At 37.5% G+C, this 20,908-nt stretch carries 20 protein-coding genes and 2 tRNA genes; 2 read left to right on the top strand and 20 right to left on the bottom strand.

Translation table 11 applies throughout. The features are described from left to right. Positions 1-419: 419 nt before the first annotated feature. From lysS to spoIIE, 12 genes are all read right to left on the bottom strand, one after another. Positions 420-1,901 carry a lysine--tRNA ligase gene (lysS, locus tag ACTWQB_RS14570; protein ID WP_443139929.1) on the bottom strand — a complete coding sequence of 494 codons (1,482 nt, stop codon included), beginning with the start codon at positions 1,899-1,901 and terminating at the stop codon, positions 420-422. 193 nt (positions 1,902-2,094) lie between these two features. Next, complete coding sequence (gene folK / locus ACTWQB_RS14575) at positions 2,095-2,586, bottom strand: 2-amino-4-hydroxy-6-hydroxymethyldihydropteridine diphosphokinase (protein WP_443139930.1); 492 nt, start codon at positions 2,584-2,586, stop codon at positions 2,095-2,097. Then, positions 2,579-2,950, bottom strand: a complete 372-nt coding sequence (folB, locus tag ACTWQB_RS14580) for a dihydroneopterin aldolase (protein ID WP_443139931.1) — start codon at positions 2,948-2,950, stop codon at positions 2,579-2,581. The genes folK and folB overlap by 8 nt, the downstream gene beginning before the upstream one ends. Then, positions 2,943-3,779, bottom strand: a complete 837-nt coding sequence (folP, locus tag ACTWQB_RS14585) for a dihydropteroate synthase (protein WP_443139932.1) — start codon at positions 3,777-3,779, stop codon at positions 2,943-2,945. Before folP ends, folB begins: the two co-directional genes overlap by 8 nt. An 11-nt stretch (positions 3,780-3,790) precedes the next feature. Then, the gene (gene hslO / locus ACTWQB_RS14590; protein ID WP_443139933.1) at positions 3,791-4,660 is read right to left on the bottom strand and encodes an Hsp33 family molecular chaperone HslO; all 870 of its coding nucleotides are present in this window, start codon (positions 4,658-4,660) and stop codon (positions 3,791-3,793) included. Beyond that, positions 4,653-5,444, bottom strand: coding sequence for a type III pantothenate kinase (locus ACTWQB_RS14595; RefSeq protein ID WP_443139934.1), 792 nt, complete (start codon positions 5,442-5,444; stop codon positions 4,653-4,655). Before ACTWQB_RS14595 ends, hslO begins: the two co-directional genes overlap by 8 nt. Before the next feature lie 282 nt (positions 5,445-5,726). Next, positions 5,727-7,742: an ATP-dependent zinc metalloprotease FtsH gene (ftsH, locus tag ACTWQB_RS14600; protein ID WP_443139935.1), complete on the bottom strand. Its 2,016-nt coding sequence runs from the start codon at positions 7,740-7,742 to the stop codon at positions 5,727-5,729. A gap of 117 nt (positions 7,743-7,859) precedes the next feature. Further along, a complete protein-coding gene (hpt, locus tag ACTWQB_RS14605; protein WP_443139936.1) occupies positions 7,860-8,396 on the bottom strand; it encodes a hypoxanthine phosphoribosyltransferase in 537 nt (178 codons plus the stop codon). A 14-nt stretch (positions 8,397-8,410) separates the two neighbouring features. Beyond that, complete coding sequence (gene tilS / locus ACTWQB_RS14610; RefSeq protein WP_443139937.1) at positions 8,411-9,763, bottom strand: tRNA lysidine(34) synthetase TilS; 1,353 nt, start codon at positions 9,761-9,763, stop codon at positions 8,411-8,413. Between the two features lie 83 nt (positions 9,764-9,846). Continuing rightward, positions 9,847-10,767, bottom strand: a complete 921-nt coding sequence (locus ACTWQB_RS14615) for a protein kinase domain-containing protein (protein WP_443139938.1) — start codon at positions 10,765-10,767, stop codon at positions 9,847-9,849. Next, complete coding sequence (locus ACTWQB_RS14620; protein WP_443139939.1) at positions 10,730-11,479, bottom strand: VWA domain-containing protein; 750 nt, start codon at positions 11,477-11,479, stop codon at positions 10,730-10,732. Before ACTWQB_RS14620 ends, ACTWQB_RS14615 begins: the two co-directional genes overlap by 38 nt. A 75-nt stretch (positions 11,480-11,554) precedes the next feature. Continuing rightward, positions 11,555-14,005 (bottom strand): stage II sporulation protein E, encoded by a 2,451-nt coding sequence (gene spoIIE, locus ACTWQB_RS14625; RefSeq protein ID WP_443139940.1) that lies wholly within the window; start codon positions 14,003-14,005, stop codon positions 11,555-11,557. Between the two features lie 263 nt (positions 14,006-14,268). Between spoIIE and ACTWQB_RS14630 the strand changes: the two genes are divergently transcribed. Both ACTWQB_RS14630 and ACTWQB_RS14635 read left to right on the top strand, forming a co-directional pair. Continuing rightward, positions 14,269-14,345 (top strand) — tRNA-Met (locus ACTWQB_RS14630). A gap of 11 nt (positions 14,346-14,356) precedes the next feature. Continuing rightward, positions 14,357-14,428, top strand: a tRNA-Glu gene (locus ACTWQB_RS14635). A gap of 734 nt (positions 14,429-15,162) precedes the next feature. Here the strand turns inward: ACTWQB_RS14635 and ACTWQB_RS14640 are convergent. The 8 genes from ACTWQB_RS14640 to spoVT form a co-directional block, all read right to left on the bottom strand. Next, entirely contained in the window at positions 15,163-15,543 is a 381-nt protein-coding gene (locus ACTWQB_RS14640) for a S1 domain-containing RNA-binding protein (RefSeq protein ID WP_443139941.1), read from the bottom strand. Positions 15,544-15,615: 72 nt separating this feature from the next. Beyond that, positions 15,616-15,996, bottom strand: a complete 381-nt coding sequence (locus ACTWQB_RS14645) for an FtsB family cell division protein (protein WP_443139942.1) — start codon at positions 15,994-15,996, stop codon at positions 15,616-15,618. Beyond that, entirely contained in the window at positions 15,977-16,573 is a 597-nt protein-coding gene (gene yabQ / locus ACTWQB_RS14650) for a spore cortex biosynthesis protein YabQ (protein WP_443139943.1), read from the bottom strand. The genes ACTWQB_RS14645 and yabQ overlap by 20 nt, the downstream gene beginning before the upstream one ends. Next, positions 16,570-16,875, bottom strand: a complete 306-nt coding sequence (yabP, locus tag ACTWQB_RS14655) for a sporulation protein YabP (protein ID WP_443139944.1) — start codon at positions 16,873-16,875, stop codon at positions 16,570-16,572. Before yabP ends, yabQ begins: the two co-directional genes overlap by 4 nt. Positions 16,876-16,932: 57 nt before the next feature. After that, positions 16,933-17,205 (bottom strand): RNA-binding S4 domain-containing protein, encoded by a 273-nt coding sequence (locus tag ACTWQB_RS14660; RefSeq protein WP_443139945.1) that lies wholly within the window; start codon positions 17,203-17,205, stop codon positions 16,933-16,935. 26 nt (positions 17,206-17,231) lie between these two features. Beyond that, on the bottom strand, positions 17,232-18,674 hold the full coding sequence (gene mazG / locus ACTWQB_RS14665; protein ID WP_443139946.1) for a nucleoside triphosphate pyrophosphohydrolase: 1,443 nt from the start codon (positions 18,672-18,674) through the stop codon (positions 17,232-17,234). A 2-nt stretch (positions 18,675-18,676) separates the two neighbouring features. Next, positions 18,677-20,203, bottom strand: a complete 1,527-nt coding sequence (locus ACTWQB_RS14670; protein ID WP_443139947.1) for an oligosaccharide flippase family protein — start codon at positions 20,201-20,203, stop codon at positions 18,677-18,679. A 152-nt stretch (positions 20,204-20,355) separates the two neighbouring features. Beyond that, entirely contained in the window at positions 20,356-20,889 is a 534-nt protein-coding gene (spoVT, locus tag ACTWQB_RS14675) for a stage V sporulation protein T (protein WP_443139958.1), read from the bottom strand. Between the last annotated feature and the right edge of the window lie 19 nt (positions 20,890-20,908).

A 20,908-nucleotide genomic window follows, 5' to 3' on the forward strand; every position in this document is an offset into this window, starting at 1 on the left:
CTCCATAAAAGTAGTTTGATTGGCTAAATAGTTTAAGGTTTTTCATCTGCCAATCCAGATGAAAAACTAGAATTGACTACAGGCTATTTTGTTTAGTTTTCAAGGTTCAAATGATGTCGCCTCAAAACAGCGACTTTATTAATATAACAACTTTTAAAGTAAGTGTCAATAACTTTATTAATTCGTTATTAACTGTTGTTTTTTGTGTCGTGTTCTCTTAACGCGACGATTAATAATTTAACACGGTTTAAGAACTTTGACAATAGATTTTAACTCGATTTTCAAAGTAAGTTTATTCAGAAAGTTACCTCACCTTAATAAATCAACTTCCTCCGTCTACCTATCATGACTCTACTAACTAAAAAACTGCTTGCTACACCTATCAGTTAGGATGTAACAAGCAGTATTCTCTATACATATTATTTGTTTCTCATTTGAGGAAATAATAGTACATCGCGAATTGATGCTGAGTTAGTTAATAACATTACTAGACGATCAATACCAATTCCTAATCCACCAGTTGGAGGAAGACCGTACTCTAATGCTTCTAGGAAGTCTTCATCCATTAAGTGCGCTTCATCGTTACCTTCTTCACGCTCTTTCACTTGAGCTTCAAAACGCTCGCGTTGGTCAATTGGATCATTTAACTCAGAGAACGCATTCGCGTGCTCGCGTCCAACGATGAACAATTCAAAGCGGTCAGTGAAGCGAGGGTCCTCTTCGTTCTTTTTAGCTAAAGGAGAAATTGCTACAGGGTGACCATATACAAATGTAGGTTGTACTAATGTATCTTCTACTTTTTGCTCAAAGAACTCATTAACAATATGACCATACGTCATATTATCATCTACATCTATTCCTTGTTCTTTCGCTAAAGCATGTGCTTCTTCATCCGTCATCTCAGCCCAGAAATCCACACCTGTCACTTCTTTAATAGCATCTACCATATGCCATCTCTTCCATTGAGGAGCTAAATCAACCTCAACATCACTGTATTGGACTTTGGTTGTCCCTAATACTTCTTCAGCAATATGAGCTACTAGATTTTCTGTTAGATCCATAATGTCATGATAATCCGCATAAGCTTCATATAGTTCAATCATCGTAAACTCTGGGTTGTGTCGAGTGGATACACCTTCATTACGGAATACACGTCCGATTTCATATACTTTTTCAAGACCACCAACAATAAGACGCTTTAAGTGGAGTTCTATTGCAATACGCATATATAATGGTATATCTAATGCGTTATGGTGTGTAACAAACGGTCGTGCCGATGCACCACCTGGAATTGCATGCATCATTGGCGTTTCTACTTCTAAGAAACCTTTGTTATCTAAATAACGACGCATCGATTGAATAATCTTACTACGTAGAATAAATGTCTCGCGACTTTCTAAGTTTGTAATTAAATCAAGATAACGTTGACGATAGCGTTGCTCAACATCTTTTAGCCCGTGGAATTTCTCTGGTAACGGGCGTAGAGATTTTGTTAAGAAAAAGAACTCGTCAGCCTTAACTGATAACTCTCCAACTTTAGTTTTGAACATAACACCTTTAATACCAACAATGTCGCCTAGGTCTGCTTGTTTAAAGACATCATATGCTTCTTCACCAATACGATCTTTACGAACATAAATTTGGATTTGCCCTTGTAAGTCCTGAATATGAGCAAAACCCGCTTTACCTTTGCCGCGCTTTGTCATAATGCGTCCAGCAATCGTTACCGGAATCTCTTTTTCTTCTAATTCTTCTTTTGTGTACTGATCAAATGATTCTTTTAATTCATTAGATAAATGCGTACGTTCGAACTTGTCACCAAATACATTAACTCCTGATTCTTGCAAGGCACGTAACTTTTCAATACGTGTCTGCATTTGATCATTAATTTCTTCTGACACCAAACTCACCTCAAATTATAAAATTGTTCCATATACTTAAGAAACTTTAGACCTAACATACTCATCTAAAAATTCTTGCTTAGCTTTTAACATTCGTACTCATTAATACGTTTTATAACTTTACCATTACCATTTAAGCCTTTCAAGTACCAAGAAGCGTGTTTGCGCATTTCTGATACGTTCACCATTATTTTTATAAATCTTTATAAAAACGTACCCCTTCAAGGTCTTCATCAGGTAATTGGTTAATTAACTCTTTAACAGATTGATCACTAACTTCTATATTGGGTGCGATTTTCTGAAGTGGAATTAATACAAATGCACGTTCATGCATTCTCGGATGTGGAATTGTTAATCTCTCAGTATTTAATGTTATATTATTGAACAATAAAACATCTAAGTCAATCGACCTTGGCCCAAAACGGATGGTTCTTTTTCTACCAAGTTGTTGTTCAATGTCTTGGCAAGCTACTAATAAAGCATCAGGCGTTAGGTCCGTCTCAATATGAACCACCATATTAAGGAAGTCAGCTTGATCGGTATATCCAACAGGTTCGGTCTCGTATACAGGAGATTTCTCAATCAAGCTAATCTCTATATGGTCTTCTAATGATTGAATAGCTTGTCTTAAATGGTCTTCTCTCGGTTCGATATTCGTACCCAATGCAACAAAAGCATTAGACATAATCTTGGCGCTCCCGATATATTTCAATTCCCACCGACTTATAGTAACCAGGTATTGGAGGACCTGGCTTATCAATATATACCTTAACAGCGTCTAGCTTTTTAAAAGCCTCAAATAATGTCTGAGCTACTTCCTCAGCCACAGTTTCTACTAGATCTCTCGCTTCACTTTCAACTACTTTTTGAACAACTTGATAAACCTGGCCGTAGTCAATACTGTCATTCATATTATCTGATCGACCTGATGGTTTTAAATCCGTTATTAACTCTAAATCCACAGTAAAGCGTTGACCGAGCTTATTTTCTTCTGGAAACAAACCGTGATAACCATAAAACATCAAACCATTTAGTAAGATTTTATCCATGAATGAACTCTCCTTTTCCAACCATGGCATCCATCATTTTTGTTGCTCGTGATACTTCTTTCACATCATGGACACGTACAAATTCACACCCCTGCTGTACTCCGTAGCATACAGTTGCAATTGTTCCTTCTAGTCGTTCTTCAACAGGTAAATCAAGCGTTTTCCCAATCATAGACTTTCGAGAAGTTCCTAAGAGTAATGGGTAACCTAATGTACGTAATTCATGTAGTCTACGCATAACTAATAAGTTTTGCTCAAGTGTTTTTCCGAAACCCACTCCCGGATCTAAAATGATTTTGTCATCGGAAACACCATGTTTATGAGCAATATTAATACTTTCCGATAGACTTCTTTTCATATCTTCAATAACATCATCATACTTAGGTTCTTCTTGGTTGTGCATCAAGATAATAGGGGCGTTATGTTCCTTAGCAACTGAAGTAATATCAGGGTCATGCTTAGCACCCCACACATCATTAATTATATGTGCTCCAGCCTTTAAAGCTGCATCAGCTGTTTTAGCTTTAAAAGTATCAATGGATAATGGAACCTTTACTTCTTCAGAAAGTTGCTCAATGACTGGAACAACTCGGTTAATTTCCTCATCTGCACTAACAGGTTTATGACCTGGCCTTGTAGATTCGCCACCGATGTCGATAATCTTAGCCCCGTCGTCAACCATCTGATTAGCGTGTTCTAAAGCCCGCGATTCTGTATTAAACTTGCCCCCATCGGAAAAAGAATCTGGCGTAACATTCAATATTCCCATAACGACCGTTTCTTGATCAAAATTAAAGGCCATCTCGTCCTTTATAAAAAACTTTCGCATACTTAACCCGCCTATCCCTTTAATTGTTCAAGCTCTTCTACAGATAAATGATATTGTTCATGGCAGAACTGACAAGTGGCTTCTGCCCCACCATCTTCTTCAATCATTTGATCTATTTCATCATTGCCTAAACTTGAGATTGCATTTTCAATTCGTTCTTTTGAACATTGACACTTAAAACGAACATCCTGTTTGCTAAGAAGGTTCCAATTACCATCTTCAAAGAATTCGTTCAAGATATCCTCTGGTGAATAACCGTCACGAATAAGCGTTGAGATAGGTCGAATTTCTGACACTCTTTTTTCAACCTTTTTAACCGTTAATTCATCAGCATCTGGCATCATTTGAATAATAAAACCGCCTGCAGCTAAAATTGATAAGTCTGGGTTTACTAAAACACCAGCACCCACCGCAGAAGGCACCTGCTCAGATGAAGCAAAATAATACGTGAAATCTTCACTCACTTCACCAGAAACGAGTGGCACCGAACCAGTAAAGTTATTTTTTAAGCCTAAGTCTTTTACAACACTTAGCGTTCCATTTGTTCCTACTGCTCTTCTGACATCTAGTTTACCTTGATCATTTAAGTCAAAATTCACATGTGGATTTTTAACATAACCACGGACGTCACCATTCGCGTTACTATCTGCAATCAAGTACCCAATAGGCCCGTCTGCTTCTATTTTAGTTGTTAATTTATCATCACCTTTTAACATAAAACCCATCATTGCTGAGATCGTCATGGTACGACCTAAAGCAGCAGATGCTGCAGGCCATGTATCTTGTCTCCTGCACGCTTCATGCACAGTATCAGTAGAACGTATAGCAAACGCGCGTACTTGACCGTCAAAAGCTGTAGCACGAATCATATAATCACTCATGTTGTCCACCCTTTTCATTCTTATTAATACAGTAGATTTCGTATAAACCTTTCAGCGTTAAAGCCGAATCAACGTAATCAATGGTTTTTGAACCTTTCGCGATTAACTTTGATAATCCACCTGTTGCAACAACTGTCGGCTTTTGATTTGCTCTAGCTTTCATTCTGCCAACAACCTCATCAACTTGTCCTACGTAACCGTAGTATATTCCAGATTGCATCGCTTCTACTGTTGATTGACCAACAACATCCTCAGGTCGACTAATTTCAATTCGAGGCAACTTAGCAGCTTTGGCATATAATGCCTCTGTAGAAATTGAAATTCCAGGCGCAATGGCTCCACCTTCATATTCTTCTTCTTCATTGACATAACAATATGTTGTCGCCGTTCCAAAATCAATAATCACTAAAGGAGCACCATATTCCTTAATTGCACCAACAGCATTAACAATACGATCCGCTCCAATTTCCCCTGGGTTAGGGTATTTCATCTTCAAACAAGAATCTACTTTGTTAGATCCTACGACTAGAGGATCTAAATGGAAGTATCTTTCACACATCTTCTGAAGAGAAAACATGATTGGTGGTACGACGGATGAAATGATGACGCCATCAAAATCATCAAACGTTAGCCCATTATGATGGAGTAACGATTTAACTTGCATGGCATACTCATCTTCAGTTTTATGACGATTAGTTGCGATCCGCCATTGATATTTTAGTGTGCCATGATCAAAGACACCTAATACTGTATTCGTATTTCCCACATCTAAAACAAATATCATCTCGACAGCCCTTTTCTATATAAAATAAAACCATCGTGAAAAACTAAGCCTTTACACCATCAGAAGTACAACGGTGGCCGTCTTTCACACCTTCTTATAAAGTTTAAAATTTTATAGTTTGCCACGTAAATCATAACATAAATCACTCAGAGTGTGGATTAGAAAGTACTGAAGGTTTAGTACTAAGAAAAGCGCAAGCGCTCGTTTAACACTTCCTTAATCTATAAAACAAACCCGAACTTCGGGTTTGTTTACAACCTAAAGTTCGGGTCCATCATTTTATTACTCTTTTTTATAATCATCTTCGTCAGTCTCAACATTCTCTTCTTTCTTTTGAATGTTGACTTTGACGTCTTGTTGAGCGTTATCCTGTTTAGGCTCCTCAGATGTTTCTTTAGCTGATGAAGTCTCCTCTTCAACGTCAACGTCTTTTGACTCCTCGTCAGTTGTTGCAGACGTTTCGTCATCTTCAGTCTTCTCTGGTAAGACACCATCATAGAATAAGCCGTTAATCTGAGCAGCATCTAATGTTTCTACTTCTAGTAATGTCTTCGCAATCAATTCTAACTGTTCCTTATTCTCAGTTAAAATCTCTTTAGCGCGCTCATAACAAGACTTAATAATGGATTGAATTTCTTGATCGATTTCATACGCAATTTGATCACTGTAATTAGGATCGTTTTGAATGTCGCGACCTAAGAACACTTGACCACCTGTATTACCAAATTGAAGTGGTCCAAGCTTGTCACTCATACCGAACTCAGTGACCATTTTACGCGCAATACCAGTTGCACGTTGGAAGTCATTGTGTGCACCTGTACTCACTTCGCCGAAGATAATCTCTTCAGCTACACGACCACCGAGTAAACCGGTAATCTTATCAAGTAATTCCGGTTTTGTCTGGAAGTAACGGTCTTCTTTAGGAAGCATAACCGCATAACCACCAGCTTGACCACGTGGTACAATGGTTACTTTGTGCACCATGTCTGCTTCATCTAGAACAACACCAATAACGGTGTGTCCACTTTCGTGATAGGCAACAATATTTTTCTCTTTTTCAGAGATTACCTTACTCTTCTTAGCTGGACCTGCAATAACACGATCGATTGCTTCATCAACGTGTCTCATTGAAATCTTATTAACGTCATCACGCGCAGCAACTAAGGCAGCTTCGTTTAATAAGTTTTCAAGATCCGCACCAGAGAAACCTGGTGTACGCATCGCAATTGTTTTAAGATCAACCGATTCATCTAACGGTTTGTTTTTCGCATGTACGGCTAATACTTCTTTACGACCTTTTACATCAGGCGCGTTAACTGTAATTTGACGGTCAAAACGTCCTGGACGTAATAACGCAGGGTCTAAAATATCAGGGCGGTTAGTTGCGGCAATCATGATAATACCTTCATTAACACCGAAACCGTCCATTTCAACTAGTAACTGGTTAAGCGTTTGTTCACGCTCATCGTGACCGCCACCAACACCAGCGCCACGCTGACGACCAACGGCATCGATCTCATCAATAAAGACGATACACGGTGCATTTTTCTTCGCGTTTTCGAATAAGTCACGAACACGTGATGCACCGACACCGACAAACATCTCAACGAAATCAGAACCACTGATTGAGAAGAATGGCACGCCTGCTTCACCAGCTACGGCTTTTGCTAATAACGTCTTACCTGTACCAGGAGGACCTACTAGTAGTATACCTTTAGGGATTCTTGCTCCTAGTTCAGTAAATTTACGTGGATCTTTTAAGAAGTCAACAACTTCTACTAGCTCTTGCTTCTCTTCATCCGCGCCAGCCACATCTGGGAACTTCGTTTTCTTTTTATCCTCTGTATACATCTTCGCCTTACTCTTACCAAAGTTCATCATTCGGCCACCGCCGCCTTGCATCTGGCCAAGTAAGAAGAAGAATAAGATGAATAGAATAATAAACGGTATTAACGTTGTAAAGAAACGCGCCCAAGCACTAGGTTCTTCAGCTTTAACCGTTGAGAACTCACTGACTTGTTCTTCAGCAGTACTCACGACTTCGCTGACAATTTGTTCATTTGCAGGAAATTCAGCAGTGAAGCTGCTTCCTCCTGACAATTCACCTCGAGCTTCGTATGCTTCATTTGTATATTGAATGGTCAATTCACTAATTTCACCATTAGATAATGCATTTCTAAATTCTTTATAATTTAGCTGTTCCGTATCAGGGTTCGGGTTATTTAACATCCCGATGATCGCAATTAGAACTAAAAATATAATAAAGAAAAAGAATGTATTTCGGAACACTCGGTTCATTACGTACCTCCTCCTAAGCGACAAAACTAAACTTATACTATCATAATAAATTTAAGTACCTCAACTAATAGCACCTTGAACTTTTCATGACAAATCGAACAAGGACCATAGTTCAATTTATGAATAAATTTCTGGCTTTAATACTCCGATATAAGGAAGGTTACGATATTTTTCTTGATAATCTAACCCGTACCCTACAACAAAGGCATCTGGTACTTCAAAACCTACTAAATCTGCTTTTACGTCTGATTGTCTTCCAGATGGTTTATCAAGTAGTGTGACAATCGTGATGGAATTTGCTTGGCGATATTTAAAGAGATCAACTAAGTAACTTAATGTTAAGCCGCTATCAATAATATCTTCAATAATTAATAAGTCTCGACCTTTAACTTGAGTATTTAAATCCTTGATAATCTTTACTTCGCCAGTGGACTTCATTCCACCTTCATAACTTGAAACATCCATAAAATCCATTTCAATATGAGTGTCCACACGTTTTAACAAGTCACTCATAAAAGGCATCGCACCTTTTAGAACCCCAATTGCTAAAGGGAACTTACCATCAAAGCGTTCAGTTATAACAGATGCTAGTTCTTTAGTCTTCTTTTGGATGTCTTCTTCAGAAATTAAGACTTCTTTAATCTCATCGTGCATGGAGATCCCCCTAATCATTTATGAAAAGTTATTTGGATTAAATTCTGACCGCTATCTTTTGAAATATGGCTCTTACAAATAAATGGTATCCAGATGACCTCATTATTCGTTTCAACAATCGGCCATTCATCTCTTAAATATTTAGGTATTTTATGGTCAATAAAAATATCCTTTACTTTCTTATGCCCATTCATTCCTAAAGGTTTAATTCGGTCTCCATTTTTTCTTGTTCGAACCGTCAGCGGAAAAGTTATGTGATTGATATCACAAAATAATGTATGGGTTCCTATTTCACGAACCTCATTTACTTCACTGACTGATGCACCCCAACCATTTGGTAATTGAATCGATTCATTCAAGCCCAATGTTTCATAGTATTGAAGTTCCCTTTTAGAACCTTTTCTAATCACACATTCATCATAAGCTTTAATGAACATCATGTATTCGTTTACTTGAAATTCACTGTTAGGTTGGTTGGATTGAATCCACTCTTTAAATGTCATGAAATAATCCTTTTCCATTATCTCATACTTATAAAGATAGTTTAATATTAGATGAAAGATTCTCCTTTGTAAAGGCAAGGGCAACCCATTAAAAACAGTAATTGAAAATACGACTCGACCAGGCTTTTGCTCAATGATTTCATGGAACTTTTCTTCAGCTAAAGAATCAAGGTAGTCACTATCTTCAACTAATTGCTCTTGGAGGTTGAAAAGGCTTTTAGATAAATTTGGGTTTTCTTGGACCATTAATGGTATAACATGATGCCTAACTCGGTTACGTGTATAACTGTCCTCTTCGTTTGATGGATCTAATCTTGGAGTCAAACTATGTTTACTCAAATAATTCATAATTTCTTCTTTTGAAACACATAAAAAAGGTCTGATTAATTCGTGATTACCAAAAGTTCTTTTAACTGGAATGCCATTAGGCCGAACACCTTTGATGAATTGCATGACCATTGATTCTGTAAAATCATCCTGGTGATGACCTAGAACCAACTTACTGTAAGGACAATCCTTCATACAATTATGGAAAAATTGATACCTTAACTCTCTTGCTGCAACTTGTGTCCCTACCTGGTGTTTTTCTTTATAACCTTCTACGTTAACTTGTCCTATTTGACAAGGAATCCCAAGTCGCTCTGATTCTTCTTTTACAAACTGTGCATCATCCCTCGACTCTTTCCCTCTTAATTGATGATCAACAGTTAATGTTTTTAAGGTTAAATTCCATGATGCTTGAATGGATGCAAAAAAATGGAGTATCGCTAATGAATCTGGACCACCAGATACTGCTAAAAACAATGTATCTCCTTTTTCAAAGAGTTGTTGTTTTTGATTATATTCTAATACGGCTGTTTCCATGTTCTCGCACACCATTTCATAGAATTACTATTCTTTCATCGTACCACTATATAAATTTAAAGTTCAATAAATGTACCTGTATTCTACAAAATAAAATAATATAATAATGCAACATGAACAAGAATGATTGAGGACAACCCTATTGTCTCTGGCCAAAAGTGGAGCTTAGGATGAGTTTTTTGCTTCTGTACTTTGGCCTTCTTCGCCTGTTGTAAATTCACCTGCTCTAACTCTTTCCTCATCTCAATGGCTGTATTGTAATCACCATTAAAGGCTCGTTTTAAAACTGGCTGAAGTGGTTTTAATGACTTAGCTTGATTTAAAACCTTAAGCAAATCACGTTCCTTTGTATTTTGAATTTTTACATTTGGGTCCATGCTTAATAAACAAACACCAAAAGCGAATAAGTCATACTTGGGCTCAGAGCGACGATCTCCAAGTTTCCAGTAGCCTCTGTCATACCATGTTGTGTATTCTCTAATTGAGCGATTAAATGCCGTAACGCCTCCAACATCAACTAATCTTGCTTGTTGTGTTCGTTGATCGATTAAAATGTTATCTGGCTTTAAATCACCATATATGTATCCCATTTGATGTAGTTGATGAAGTTGTTTTAACACTTGAAAGCTAATCGGAAACAGCCAAGAAAGACCTTCCTTCGCCACCCATTTAGTCATTGGCACTCCATCAATATACTCCATCACATAGAAAGCTAGTTTTGTGTTTTGAGTAATATAAGCATCATCCACATCCAATAAAAGAGGCCCAAGTGGCTGACCTTGGACCTTCTTTAACATCTTCAGGACGTTGACTTCAGCTGTAATAACACTTGAATCCTGGCTTATTTTTAATGCCACATGACGATTCCCTAATTGGGCTAGGTAAATAGAACCTCGCGCCCCTTCACCGATTAGGCGAAGTATCGTATAAGTGCGCTTGTTCCATATTCCTTTTAATTGTTGGTGGTTAGTAAGACGAACCGTAGGATGAATCGATGATGTCATCCGAATCGTCCCTCCATTCATTAGCAGACGGAACATCTTGGAATGACCTAACCACTTGTTTTAAAGCAGCCCCTGTTGGTGTAATCCCACCTGCGGCTAACTTAGGGAACACTTTAGCAACACGTTTACCATCGTTCGTCCATGGCAGCAATTCTTTAACCACTTGATTTCTTGCAGGGAATTGATAAATAGAATAATAGTGATTTCCCGTTCTCGCTTGTAAGCTTAATATAAAGTCATCGATTGCATCTTTAACGGCTTCCATCTTATGCTGCATGCTAGCACTCGTATCTACAAGAACTAATACTTGTAAATTAACTGTTTCACCTAAGTCTTCAACGACCCTCTGAACTTCACCTCTCGTCTCAGGTGGAAGGTCTTCTTCATTCGTTTCTTTTCCAAAAATTTGACTTAGCTCTTTTGACACAAAACCTTGAATAGTCTGTGTCATAGCTTGTCTTGTGACAGTTTGAACCGTTTCTGAGAGTACATCAGCATAAACAATTCGACTAATACCATTTCCTGAGTTTGCAATATCATTAACTTCTGTTAGACCTACTGGCTCCTCTGTTTGATCATCATCCAATACACCAATGACGTTCACAGCAATTCCTTTTTGTGCAATCATGGAGCTCACCTTAATAGGGTCCTCCCCTTGGTTTGAGCATCCATCTGTAATTAATAGAATTTGACGGATGGTTCCTGAATTCATGCTATGCGCCTCCTTCGTCTTTTTATCCATTGTTGACGTTTTTGAGGCAACATATACTTATAGATTTTGATATTCTTACACTGATTTCGAGTAAGCAAATGACGCCCATTTTGGCTTACTTTTCTCAATTCTTGTCACAAGTACCGTCATATCATCAAGAATTTGATTATGATTACTTCGAACGACTTCTTCTAAAATAATATCAGCAATTTCTTGAGGGTGATCAGTTTCAAGTTCTCTTAACTTACGTTTTAACCAGACTTCACGATTCTCTTCCAATCTCGTTGTCTCTAGCACACCATCACTGACCATCACTAATATATCACCGTCTTTTAAAGACTCATTCACAGGATCAACATCAAATTCATCTAGAATACCGATTGGGACGTTACTTCCCTCTACAGGATAAACCGACCCTGAACGAATAATATAACTAATCGATGCCCCAATCTTTAAGAAATTAGCTCTAGGTTCTTGTAAATCAATAATCGCAAGGTCTAACGTTGCATAAATCTCATCTGAAGTTCTAAGTGACAATATCGAATTAATAGATTGAATCGCGACACGTTCATTAATCCCTGATTGTAAAATTTGTTTTAGTAATTTTAAGGTTTCTGAGCTTTCAAGATACGCTCTTTCTCCATTCCCCATACCATCACTTATTGCAACGGCATATCGACTTTTACCTAACTCGAGCATGACGTAACTATCACCTGATAAGAAATTGCCATTCTTCGCAGCATGAGCTACACCCGTTTCAAGCTGGTAACGTTTAATAGATGCAAAGTTAAACGTTCTATAACCACTTCTTGCATCTGCAGGATCTTCTGATTCGACCACTATTGATTCATTAAACAGCTCAGATAACATAGGCGCAATCAGTTTCTCGCCTTCTCCATGATATTCGTTAAAATGTAATGTCATTTCAATATCGACATTACCTTGATCAATTGAATATAACTCTAAACGGTCGAGGCTTAAATTTAACTGCTGAATCAAACGTTTGACTTCCTCTTCATGCCAATCATGTTCTTGACGTTCTTTTAAAATTTCTTTCGCGAAATTGTTCATAACTTCAGATACACCATTTAACTGTTCCGATACAAACTTTCTACTCTCTTTTACTTGTTGTTTAAGGCGTTTATTTGCTTGGTAAAAAGATAACTCATACCTCATTTGATCGACCATTTGATCTTGTTTAATACAAAAGTTCTTTAGTTTTCCAACATTTAAATTCAACTGAGAAACATCGTGATCCTCAACTGACTGCATTGTATCGTGTAATACATTATAGGTGCGGTCGAAATTATTCACCCAGCATTGATGTTTCTTAAGACACGTTTGGCAAGTTTTCTCAGACACACGACTTAAATATTCATCCACCTCGGTAGGTGCCTCGACATTTTTTTGTTCCATATCATAATAAGCAAAGCTATGAGACAACGCCTGGAACATTTCTGAAAAACGCTCAACGCGTTCTGCAGTTGCATTGCGAACTTTTTTAACGTATTGCTCCTGAGCCTCTTTCTCTTCTTCTGTGCCAGGAACAAATGCGGCGATTTTTTTAATTAGTGATTTTGGTGTTAAGACGAACACACCTGCTGCGATCACTGCTTCTATTATTAATTCCTGAAATGACAATACATTCACTTGGTAGAGCCCAATTAAAATCGTCGCAAGGAACATCCCTAACACGACACCATACTTGTTTGTCGCCTTTAATAATCCCCCTAATAACCCAGCTAAAGCGAGTAAGCTTACTTGGTATAAATGGAAGGTACTAACTAAGCTCAACATCAACCCGACAATTACTCCAATAGCTGAACCAACTGTAGCACCAGCAATAAACGCACTTAACAAGACAAAATATTTAGACCCAACTTGTTCTAATCCTATACCTGATACAGTTAACCCAACCAATCCAGTTATAACAGCTGTAGATAAAATAACTAAACAAATAATCTCTTCCACTTTAACTTTTAAAGCTGGGCGCTTACTAGATAAATAGGGAAATGACTGTAAAAAGATCATAATTAAAAAAGCACTTAGAACAGCCTCCGTCATTAAAATAGCAGCATCATACATGACAATAGTGCCATCTAGTACATAGTATAATCCTCGCCCAATGACTGAACTAACAAGTGTAGCTGCAATGACTGGACCTGTAATCCTTGCCCTTTTACTTAAAAAGAGTTTATAAATGAACATTAATATTAATCCAGAAAAAATAATATAAATCGTTTGTGGCAAGCTCACGGTCACGGCCCCAAGAGATAAAAACATAAACACAGTAAAAGCGGATTGCCTTCTTGTAATAATCGTTGTGGCTAAAAAGGCCAAGGCAAAAGGTGATAGGGAAGATAATATAACAGCTCGTCCAAGGAAGAATCCGATCATATACAATAACCAACCTTGGTCAAATAACTTACGAACTACTAATTGCTTAGTAGATTGATAGAATTGGTTTAGCTTTCGAAATTTAGGTTGCTCAGTCGTCACTGCGCTCACTTTTGATATTATTGCCATAATCACGACCACTCCTTTAATCTAAATTCAATCACATAATCTATCGAATTTTTTGTCAAAATAGAGTGATAATCTCGAAAAAGTTTTCGACTTTTAGCTTGGCTATTTCTCACTATTTCAACAAAAATTAAGTGCAAAAGTAGCTGATTATGAAAAAAGTTGTAAGATATTAAAAACTTACTTAAAAAATTGTTGACACATATTAAAACCTGTATTATTATAAATTTTGTGTTTAAAAGAATTACTTAACTAATGGACAACTTGGCGGTGTAGCTCAGCTGGCGAGAGCGTACGGTTCATACCCGTGAGGTCGGGGGTTCGATCCCCTCCGCCGCTACCATTTATATGTTTGGCCCGTTGGTCAAGTGGTTAAGACACCGCCCTTTCACGGCGGTAACACGGGTTCGAATCCCGTACGGGTCACTTCAAAAAAGCCGTTCTAACTTTTGTTAGAACGGCTTTTTATATTGATGCACCTTTGTATGTGATATATCTACCCCAATTCCAGATATATCTACCCTATTTTAGAACTTATCTACCCTTTTTATAATTTTATCTAACGATTTCGGGATTTTATCTACCCCTAAATTAAATATATCTAAATTCTTTTCTGGGCTAATCAAACTAATGGCTCTAGAACATTCGTTAGGGGTAATAGGTTACTCTGATAATTTATTGTTTCCTTATTTTTTAACCTTGTAGGTTAGGCCCTCGCTTTCCACGGGCGATCCGCGAGCCAGGGTGCTACTTGAATAATCTTCTTTGCACCCTTGCGCCGAGTAATCGCAGGCGCATCCTGTGGGGTCTCGCCTGGCTCGCTTGTCCCGTAGGAGTCTTTGGCCTACCTAAAGACACTGTGTTGATTTATCGAAAACGACGATATATTTGCGAGGATCGAGATTGCCGTATACGATTCTATGAAGACAACTCAGTTTAATAACGTTACAGAGACAATCAATTGAGTTGCATTACCCATATAAAAATTCAAATGTTCGTATTAATTAAGTTAAGAGTGAGCGTGTTCCACCCCCAACATTTGACTTAGAACCAGAAAAACCTGTTGTTTGATGTAAAAAAGGGCGCTCATGATAAGCACCCCTTTTGTAGTTAATCTATATACTAAATGAATTGATCACACATCTTTTTTCGACAGCAAGTTATCCTCTTTTAGCACCTCGACCTCCACGACGGGATTCCGTATGCTTCTTAAGAGACGCTAACTTATCTTCGCTATCCTTTAAGAATTTGTTCATCTTGGATTCGAAGCTTTCGCTACGTTTCTTCTGTGTTTGTTTTTCATACTTCTCATTGGCTTTCTTAATTGAAAGACCGATTTTCCCGTCATCTTCAACGTTTAATACTTTGACGTCTACTTCGTCACCAACAGATAAATGTTCGTTAATATCCTTGACGAATTTGTTAGCCACCTCACTGATGTGTACTAACCCTGTAGAGCCATCTGGTAGTTCCACAAATGCTCCAAAGTTTGTGATGCGGGTAACTTTACCACGCAACTTGCTGCCTACTTCAACTGACATAAAAGAAATGCTCCTCCTTAAATATTTAAAAGATATATTCTTATATATTATATATAAGCAGAGAAATAAGTGTCAATAAGAAGGGTCTTCATCAGGTAATTTAAAAATAATTTCCCCATCTTCCGAGAAGAAGTAATCTTTCCTTGCGATCTTAAGCAAGTATTCGATATCCCCTAACAACTGAATCTCTCGCTCTAGTTGCTGATTTTCCTGTTTGTAATCCTCTAAGGTGGCGATTTTTTCCTCGTACTCTTTCTGCTTTTCGTCCATGACTGCTCGTTGGTTAAAATGTGTTATGGTTAAAATACCCATTATTAAGATGAATAACACACCAAAAGCTACTAGTCTGCGAAATAATTGCTTTTTCTGCTTCGTTTTATGAATCTGTTGTTTTTCATGTTCTTGAACATAATCAGATTTTATTTTCGCAACTTTACGAGTCCGCCTTGTCATCCTTACGCCTCCTATTATTCAAAAGGTTCAGCACGTCCTTTTTTAGCTTACCTATTATTCTACTACATATTGAAAGTAAATTCAGTAAGTAATTTTGGACAAACTTTGGTATAAAAGGTCGAATAAAGAAGGCAATGACTTTATAAATGATTAAAATCAATTTCCAAACAAGAGAAATAATCCCAACTAGCACTGTTACGGCTAACTGTATAATCCAAATGACCGGCTTTAAAATTAATGCTTGTACAATTCGACTTAATAATTGATATAAATTTATGGTCAGTCGAATTAGACCATTTAACATCGGAAGGTAGATCGATTGAAATAAAGCATAATAAGCTGAGATGCCTAACAAAACAGCTAATGCTAAATAAAAACGAATGATCCCCCCATTAGCTAAAAATAATAAATAAAAAATAAGGCAGCCTTGTGTGAGGAAAAACAGCGTATCGACGATCACGCGATTCCAGTAAGTATTTGGGCGTAACAGCCGCTTATAAGTATCGAATAAAGCAGCCATTACGACCCCGCCACTTACCATCGTTAACATTGTTAAAAATTGAATATCTAGGTTCATTTAAATAACTTATTAAAGAATCCTTTACCTTTATTGCCTTGGTGATCATCGATGTAATTGAATGCTTCAATTTTCCCTTGGATGGTTAAGAGTCCTTCCTCCACATTTAAGTTTTTCATGTGAAGGTTCTCGCCTCTAATGACTAAATATCCTAAATTAGTCTGGAGTAAAAACTCTTCCGTATCAAAGCTGTCTACATCCTTCACACCCGTTAGCTCTAAACGGCGTCGATTAGTTAACTTCAACTCATGATTCTGTTCTCTCTCACGTTCATTCTTATATACACTTTGTTCATATTGCATGTCCAATCCCTCCTATCATATATCTATGATAGAAAGGACAAGTTTAACACTCTTTTTTTAATCCGCCTGTTGTTGTTCGACCTTCTCCTCTTTTAGCACTGTATATAATGTTGATGCCTCATCTTTTCTTACTTGTTCACTTAAACGATCTACTCGAATCGTTAAAAGCGTATGTCCAAAACGTATTTTTATTTCATCCCCAACCGTTAACTCCGAAGAAGCTTTTGCAGGACGCCCATTTAATTCAATACGACCTTGACTGGCAACCTCTTTAGCAACAGTTCTTCGTTTAATTAATCTAGATAACTTCAAAAACTTGTCGACTCTCATTCTGACACTCCTTGTATAGGTTCTTTCTATGAATGCTTTGCTTTTTCCCAATATTGATCCATCACTTGTATACTTGCCTCTTCAATCGAAATTTGATCCTCTTTCATCATAGCTTCAATTTTCTTAAAACGTCTAATGAATTTCTCACAAGTACGGTGTAATGCTAACTCTGGGTCTAATTTATAGAATCTACCAACATTCACTAATGAGAATAGAATATCCCCAAACTCTAGCTCAGCATCACTTGTTTTGTCATTCGACAACGCTTCTTGGAATTCCTTTAATTCTTCCTCAATTTTAGAAAACATCGAATCAGATTCATTCCAATCAAACCCTACTTTTGAAACTTTCTTCTGAATATCTAAAGCAAATAATAGACGCGGTAGAGAATCATTTATTTCTTCTAGTACAGATTCTCTCTTTGGTCGATCCTTTTGTTTAATCTTCTCCCAATTCTGTTTGACCTCTTCTGCAGAATCAACATTGACATCGCCAAATACATGCGGATGGCGTTCAATCATTTTATCGGTAATCGATCTAATAACATCGTGAACAGTAAAATACCCGCTTTCCTCAGCAATTTGACTATGCAGCATAACTTGAAGTAACACATCACCTAACTCTTCAGCGATATGATCATCGTCTTGTTCTTCAATGGCATCAATAACCTCATATGCTTCTTCAATCAAGTATTGTCTTAAGGATTCGTGTGTTTGCTTTTGATCCCATGGGCAGCCCCCAGGTCCTCTCAATCGTGCAACAACCTCTTTCAATGATTCGAATTGATGATGTAATAGACCGGGTTCAACTGGTTTTATATATAGTGTTGTTAAATTGGAAAACTCAAAGTCACGATCCAATTCATAAAGGGGAACGGTTTGTACTTTTTCATGCTCAGGGTCACCTGCCGCTACGACGATCGTAATTGGATAGTCATGCGGAAGGTCTTCCATTAATGTAAGCTTGACTTCTGATGCTACCATGTTGTCATAGACTTGTCCGATTAACATATGCTGACGATACTGAATTTGCTCTCTAATGAGATGTGTACCGTCCAATAATTGAAAACCTTCAATTGGATCAACCTTCACTGCTGAAAATAATGCATCAATAAAGCTTTGCCCACCTACAACTTTAACCTTCACTTCTTCTCGTTCGAGTAATAGTTGTACTGTCCGTTCAGCAACCATAGGATGTCCGGGAACTGTATAAATGAGGTCATCATCATAACTAGCTTGAACCAGTTTATTTGTAATTTCCTCATAAACTTGATCAAAATCATTATGTGATTCATAAACTTCATCCATTGAATGAAAATGGACGCTTTCAGCTTCAAGAGCTTGTACAACTGGATGTTCTTTTGTTCTGGTATAGATGATCCCTTTATGTTGAGTCAGCGTACGATAGATGCCTAAAGGAAGTTGGTCAATCGTACCTGCACCTAATCCAATAACCGTAATGTTTCCCATGTTTATCTCCTTTCAAATCGTTTTCCAACTACCGCAATCCATTCTTCTTTGGTAAAAAGCTTTGTCATATATGTACCAGCCAAAATAATTACCACACCTACGATACATTGTATAAGTACAGATGGAATGAGTAACCACCTCGAATCCGTTGAAGGGTGAAAATAAGTTGAAATTAGCACCACGACACCAAACATAATCATCGTAAGTACAATCGATTTAACGCTAAAAAAGATGGGAATCTTAATTTGAGCAAGCCGCTTCCACTTCACTAAAAAGATGAGTAACAACACACTAACAGCTACTAGATACGCTAAACTTGAACCTACTTCACCTAGACGCGGAATAAGCATGAAATTTAGAAGCCATTTGGCCACAAACATTAGCATGACCCACTTTAGTTGTTGGATGCGGTAACCATACTCTTGTAAAAAAACAGAAACAACCACCGTCATGGATAACAAGAAGACTAACCCCATCATAAGTTGGATAGAAAGAATTCCTTCGTTTGTCATAAATAAAAGTGGATTTAAACTTGGCATGATAGCCATTAAGCCAACCGATGCGGATAACGATAATAAAAATGTCCATTTATAGGCTGAAATTTGCTGCTTTTTATCTCGATTTAGCACTGGGATTAGGGCTAATGCCAACGACGAACCTAACACCAACCCGAGTTGGATCATAGAATGACTTCGATCAAAAACGCCCTTTACCACTTTCGATTCTTCAAACGTATATCCGTATTGTTTTAATAAATCAATCATAGAGAATACATCAACCACTTGTAGCAATAAATGCAGGATGTAATTAATGCTATAAATAACTATTCCCAATAGTAATACTTTTATAAACTGATTAGACAATGACTTATTCTGGGCTACTTGCAAAGTTGATTTATTTCTCTTAAATAAAATTATTAATAACAATGACGCAAAAGTCACTCCAGCAACACTTGCCACAGATGTTAAGACACCTATTGTATATAGAGACGATGGTAAGTAATATACAGTCAAAATAGTAGCTACAATAATCCCTACAACTCTTACAAATTGCTCAACGACCTGGGACAATGCAACAAACTCCGTGATATTAATACTTTGAAAATAACCTCTAAATAGTGCCGTTATTGGAATCACTAAATACATCAAGCTCGCAGCTCTTATAGGCGACTTTAAAGAGGGGTCTCCCATTAATTGCGCTAATGGGCCAGCTAAAAGCCATAATGTCAAAAACACTAAGGTTCCTAAACTAAATAATAAATAAAAAACCGCCCACGTATTTGGAAGGCGAATGACTTGATCTTTAGTTTTACGGTTTGTGATGGCGTGAGACAATGCTCCTGGAATGCTATAGACCGATAATATAATCGCAATGGATAAGATTGGGTAAATTTGTTGATATATATATAACCCTTCGTCTCCTGCTATATTTTGTAGCGGTACTCTATAACTCATACCGAGCACTTTACTAATAAATCCCGCTACAGCTAATAATAAGGCACCTCTCACCCATAATGCTTGTTGGCTCATACTAGTCTCCATAATTATATATTTTAGCTCGAACGTCCTAGAGTGACCTTTCTATACTACACTCAACCGACAATGTCTATTAACGTTAATATAATTATAGCACATATTAAAGAACAGTAAGGATAGGCCTGCCCTTACTGTTCAGCTTAATTCTATTCCATTTGTCTCGCTAAGAAGTTAGCTGCCGCTTGGCAAACTTTCACTTCTACGTCAGTTAGTGATCCTTTGTCCATAATTAGAATCACACTTCCTACAGGGTCACCATTCGATACAATAGGTTGAATAAGATAAGATGAGACCGTTTCTTCTTTACCTTCTACGATTTCAATCGTCGACTCATTCTTCTCTACTTTGTTTTCCCGCTTATCCATCGCCGCTTCAATTTCTTTACCTATATTCTTGTTTAAGTATTCTTTCTTTGATGCACCCGCAATCGCGATAATCTCATCGCGATCTGACACTAAAATCTTTTGCCCAAGAGAATCAAACAATGAATGTGCATACTCTTGAGCAAATTCGCTCAGCTCATTAATAGGTGAATATTTCTTTAAAATGACTTCACCTTCTCGATCAACAAAAATTTCTAATGGATCCCCTTCACGAATGCGTAACGTTCTTCTTATCTCTTTAGGGACAACAACTCTGCCGAGGTCATCAATACGGCGTACAATACCTGTTGCTTTCATTTCTTGAAATCCCCGCTTT

It is taken from the genome of Piscibacillus sp. B03, assembly GCF_052246295.1.
GTDB lineage: Bacteria > Bacillota > Bacilli > Bacillales > Alkalibacillaceae > Piscibacillus.

Bases quoted from the DNA above. Each gene is read 5' to 3' on its own strand.
- ACTWQB_RS14640 (WP_443139941.1), bottom strand. From the start codon at position 15,543: ATGTCAGTTGAAGTAGGCAGCAAGTTGCGTGGTAAAGTTACCCGCATC.
- spoIIE (WP_443139940.1), bottom strand. From the start codon at position 14,005: ATGGCAATAATATCAAAAGTGAGCGCAGTGACGACTGAGCAACCTAAA.
- ftsH (WP_443139935.1), bottom strand. From the start codon at position 7,742: ATGAACCGAGTGTTCCGAAATACATTCTTTTTCTTTATTATATTTTTA.
- ACTWQB_RS14670 (WP_443139947.1), bottom strand. From the start codon at position 20,203: ATGAGCCAACAAGCATTATGGGTGAGAGGTGCCTTATTATTAGCTGTA.
- ACTWQB_RS14645 (WP_443139942.1), bottom strand. From the start codon at position 15,996: ATGACAAGGCGGACTCGTAAAGTTGCGAAAATAAAATCTGATTATGTT.
- spoVT (WP_443139958.1), bottom strand. From the start codon at position 20,889: ATGAAAGCAACAGGTATTGTACGCCGTATTGATGACCTCGGCAGAGTT.
- ACTWQB_RS14595 (WP_443139934.1), bottom strand. From the start codon at position 5,444: ATGATATTTGTTTTAGATGTGGGAAATACGAATACAGTATTAGGTGTC.
- folB (WP_443139931.1), bottom strand. From the start codon at position 2,950: ATGGATAAAATCTTACTAAATGGTTTGATGTTTTATGGTTATCACGGT.
- yabQ (WP_443139943.1), bottom strand. From the start codon at position 16,573: ATGAACCTAGATATTCAATTTTTAACAATGTTAACGATGGTAAGTGGC.
- yabP (WP_443139944.1), bottom strand. From the start codon at position 16,875: ATGCAATATGAACAAAGTGTATATAAGAATGAACGTGAGAGAGAACAG.
- folP (WP_443139932.1), bottom strand. From the start codon at position 3,779: ATGCGAAAGTTTTTTATAAAGGACGAGATGGCCTTTAATTTTGATCAA.
- mazG (WP_443139946.1), bottom strand. From the start codon at position 18,674: ATGGGAAACATTACGGTTATTGGATTAGGTGCAGGTACGATTGACCAA.
- tilS (WP_443139937.1), bottom strand. From the start codon at position 9,763: ATGGAAACAGCCGTATTAGAATATAATCAAAAACAACAACTCTTTGAA.
- hpt (WP_443139936.1), bottom strand. From the start codon at position 8,396: ATGCACGATGAGATTAAAGAAGTCTTAATTTCTGAAGAAGACATCCAA.
- ACTWQB_RS14615 (WP_443139938.1), bottom strand. From the start codon at position 10,767: ATGACATCATCGATTCATCCTACGGTTCGTCTTACTAACCACCAACAA.
- hslO (WP_443139933.1), bottom strand. From the start codon at position 4,660: ATGAGTGATTATATGATTCGTGCTACAGCTTTTGACGGTCAAGTACGC.
- folK (WP_443139930.1), bottom strand. From the start codon at position 2,586: ATGTCTAATGCTTTTGTTGCATTGGGTACGAATATCGAACCGAGAGAA.
- ACTWQB_RS14620 (WP_443139939.1), bottom strand. From the start codon at position 11,479: ATGAATTCAGGAACCATCCGTCAAATTCTATTAATTACAGATGGATGC.
- ACTWQB_RS14660 (WP_443139945.1), bottom strand. From the start codon at position 17,205: ATGAGAGTCGACAAGTTTTTGAAGTTATCTAGATTAATTAAACGAAGA.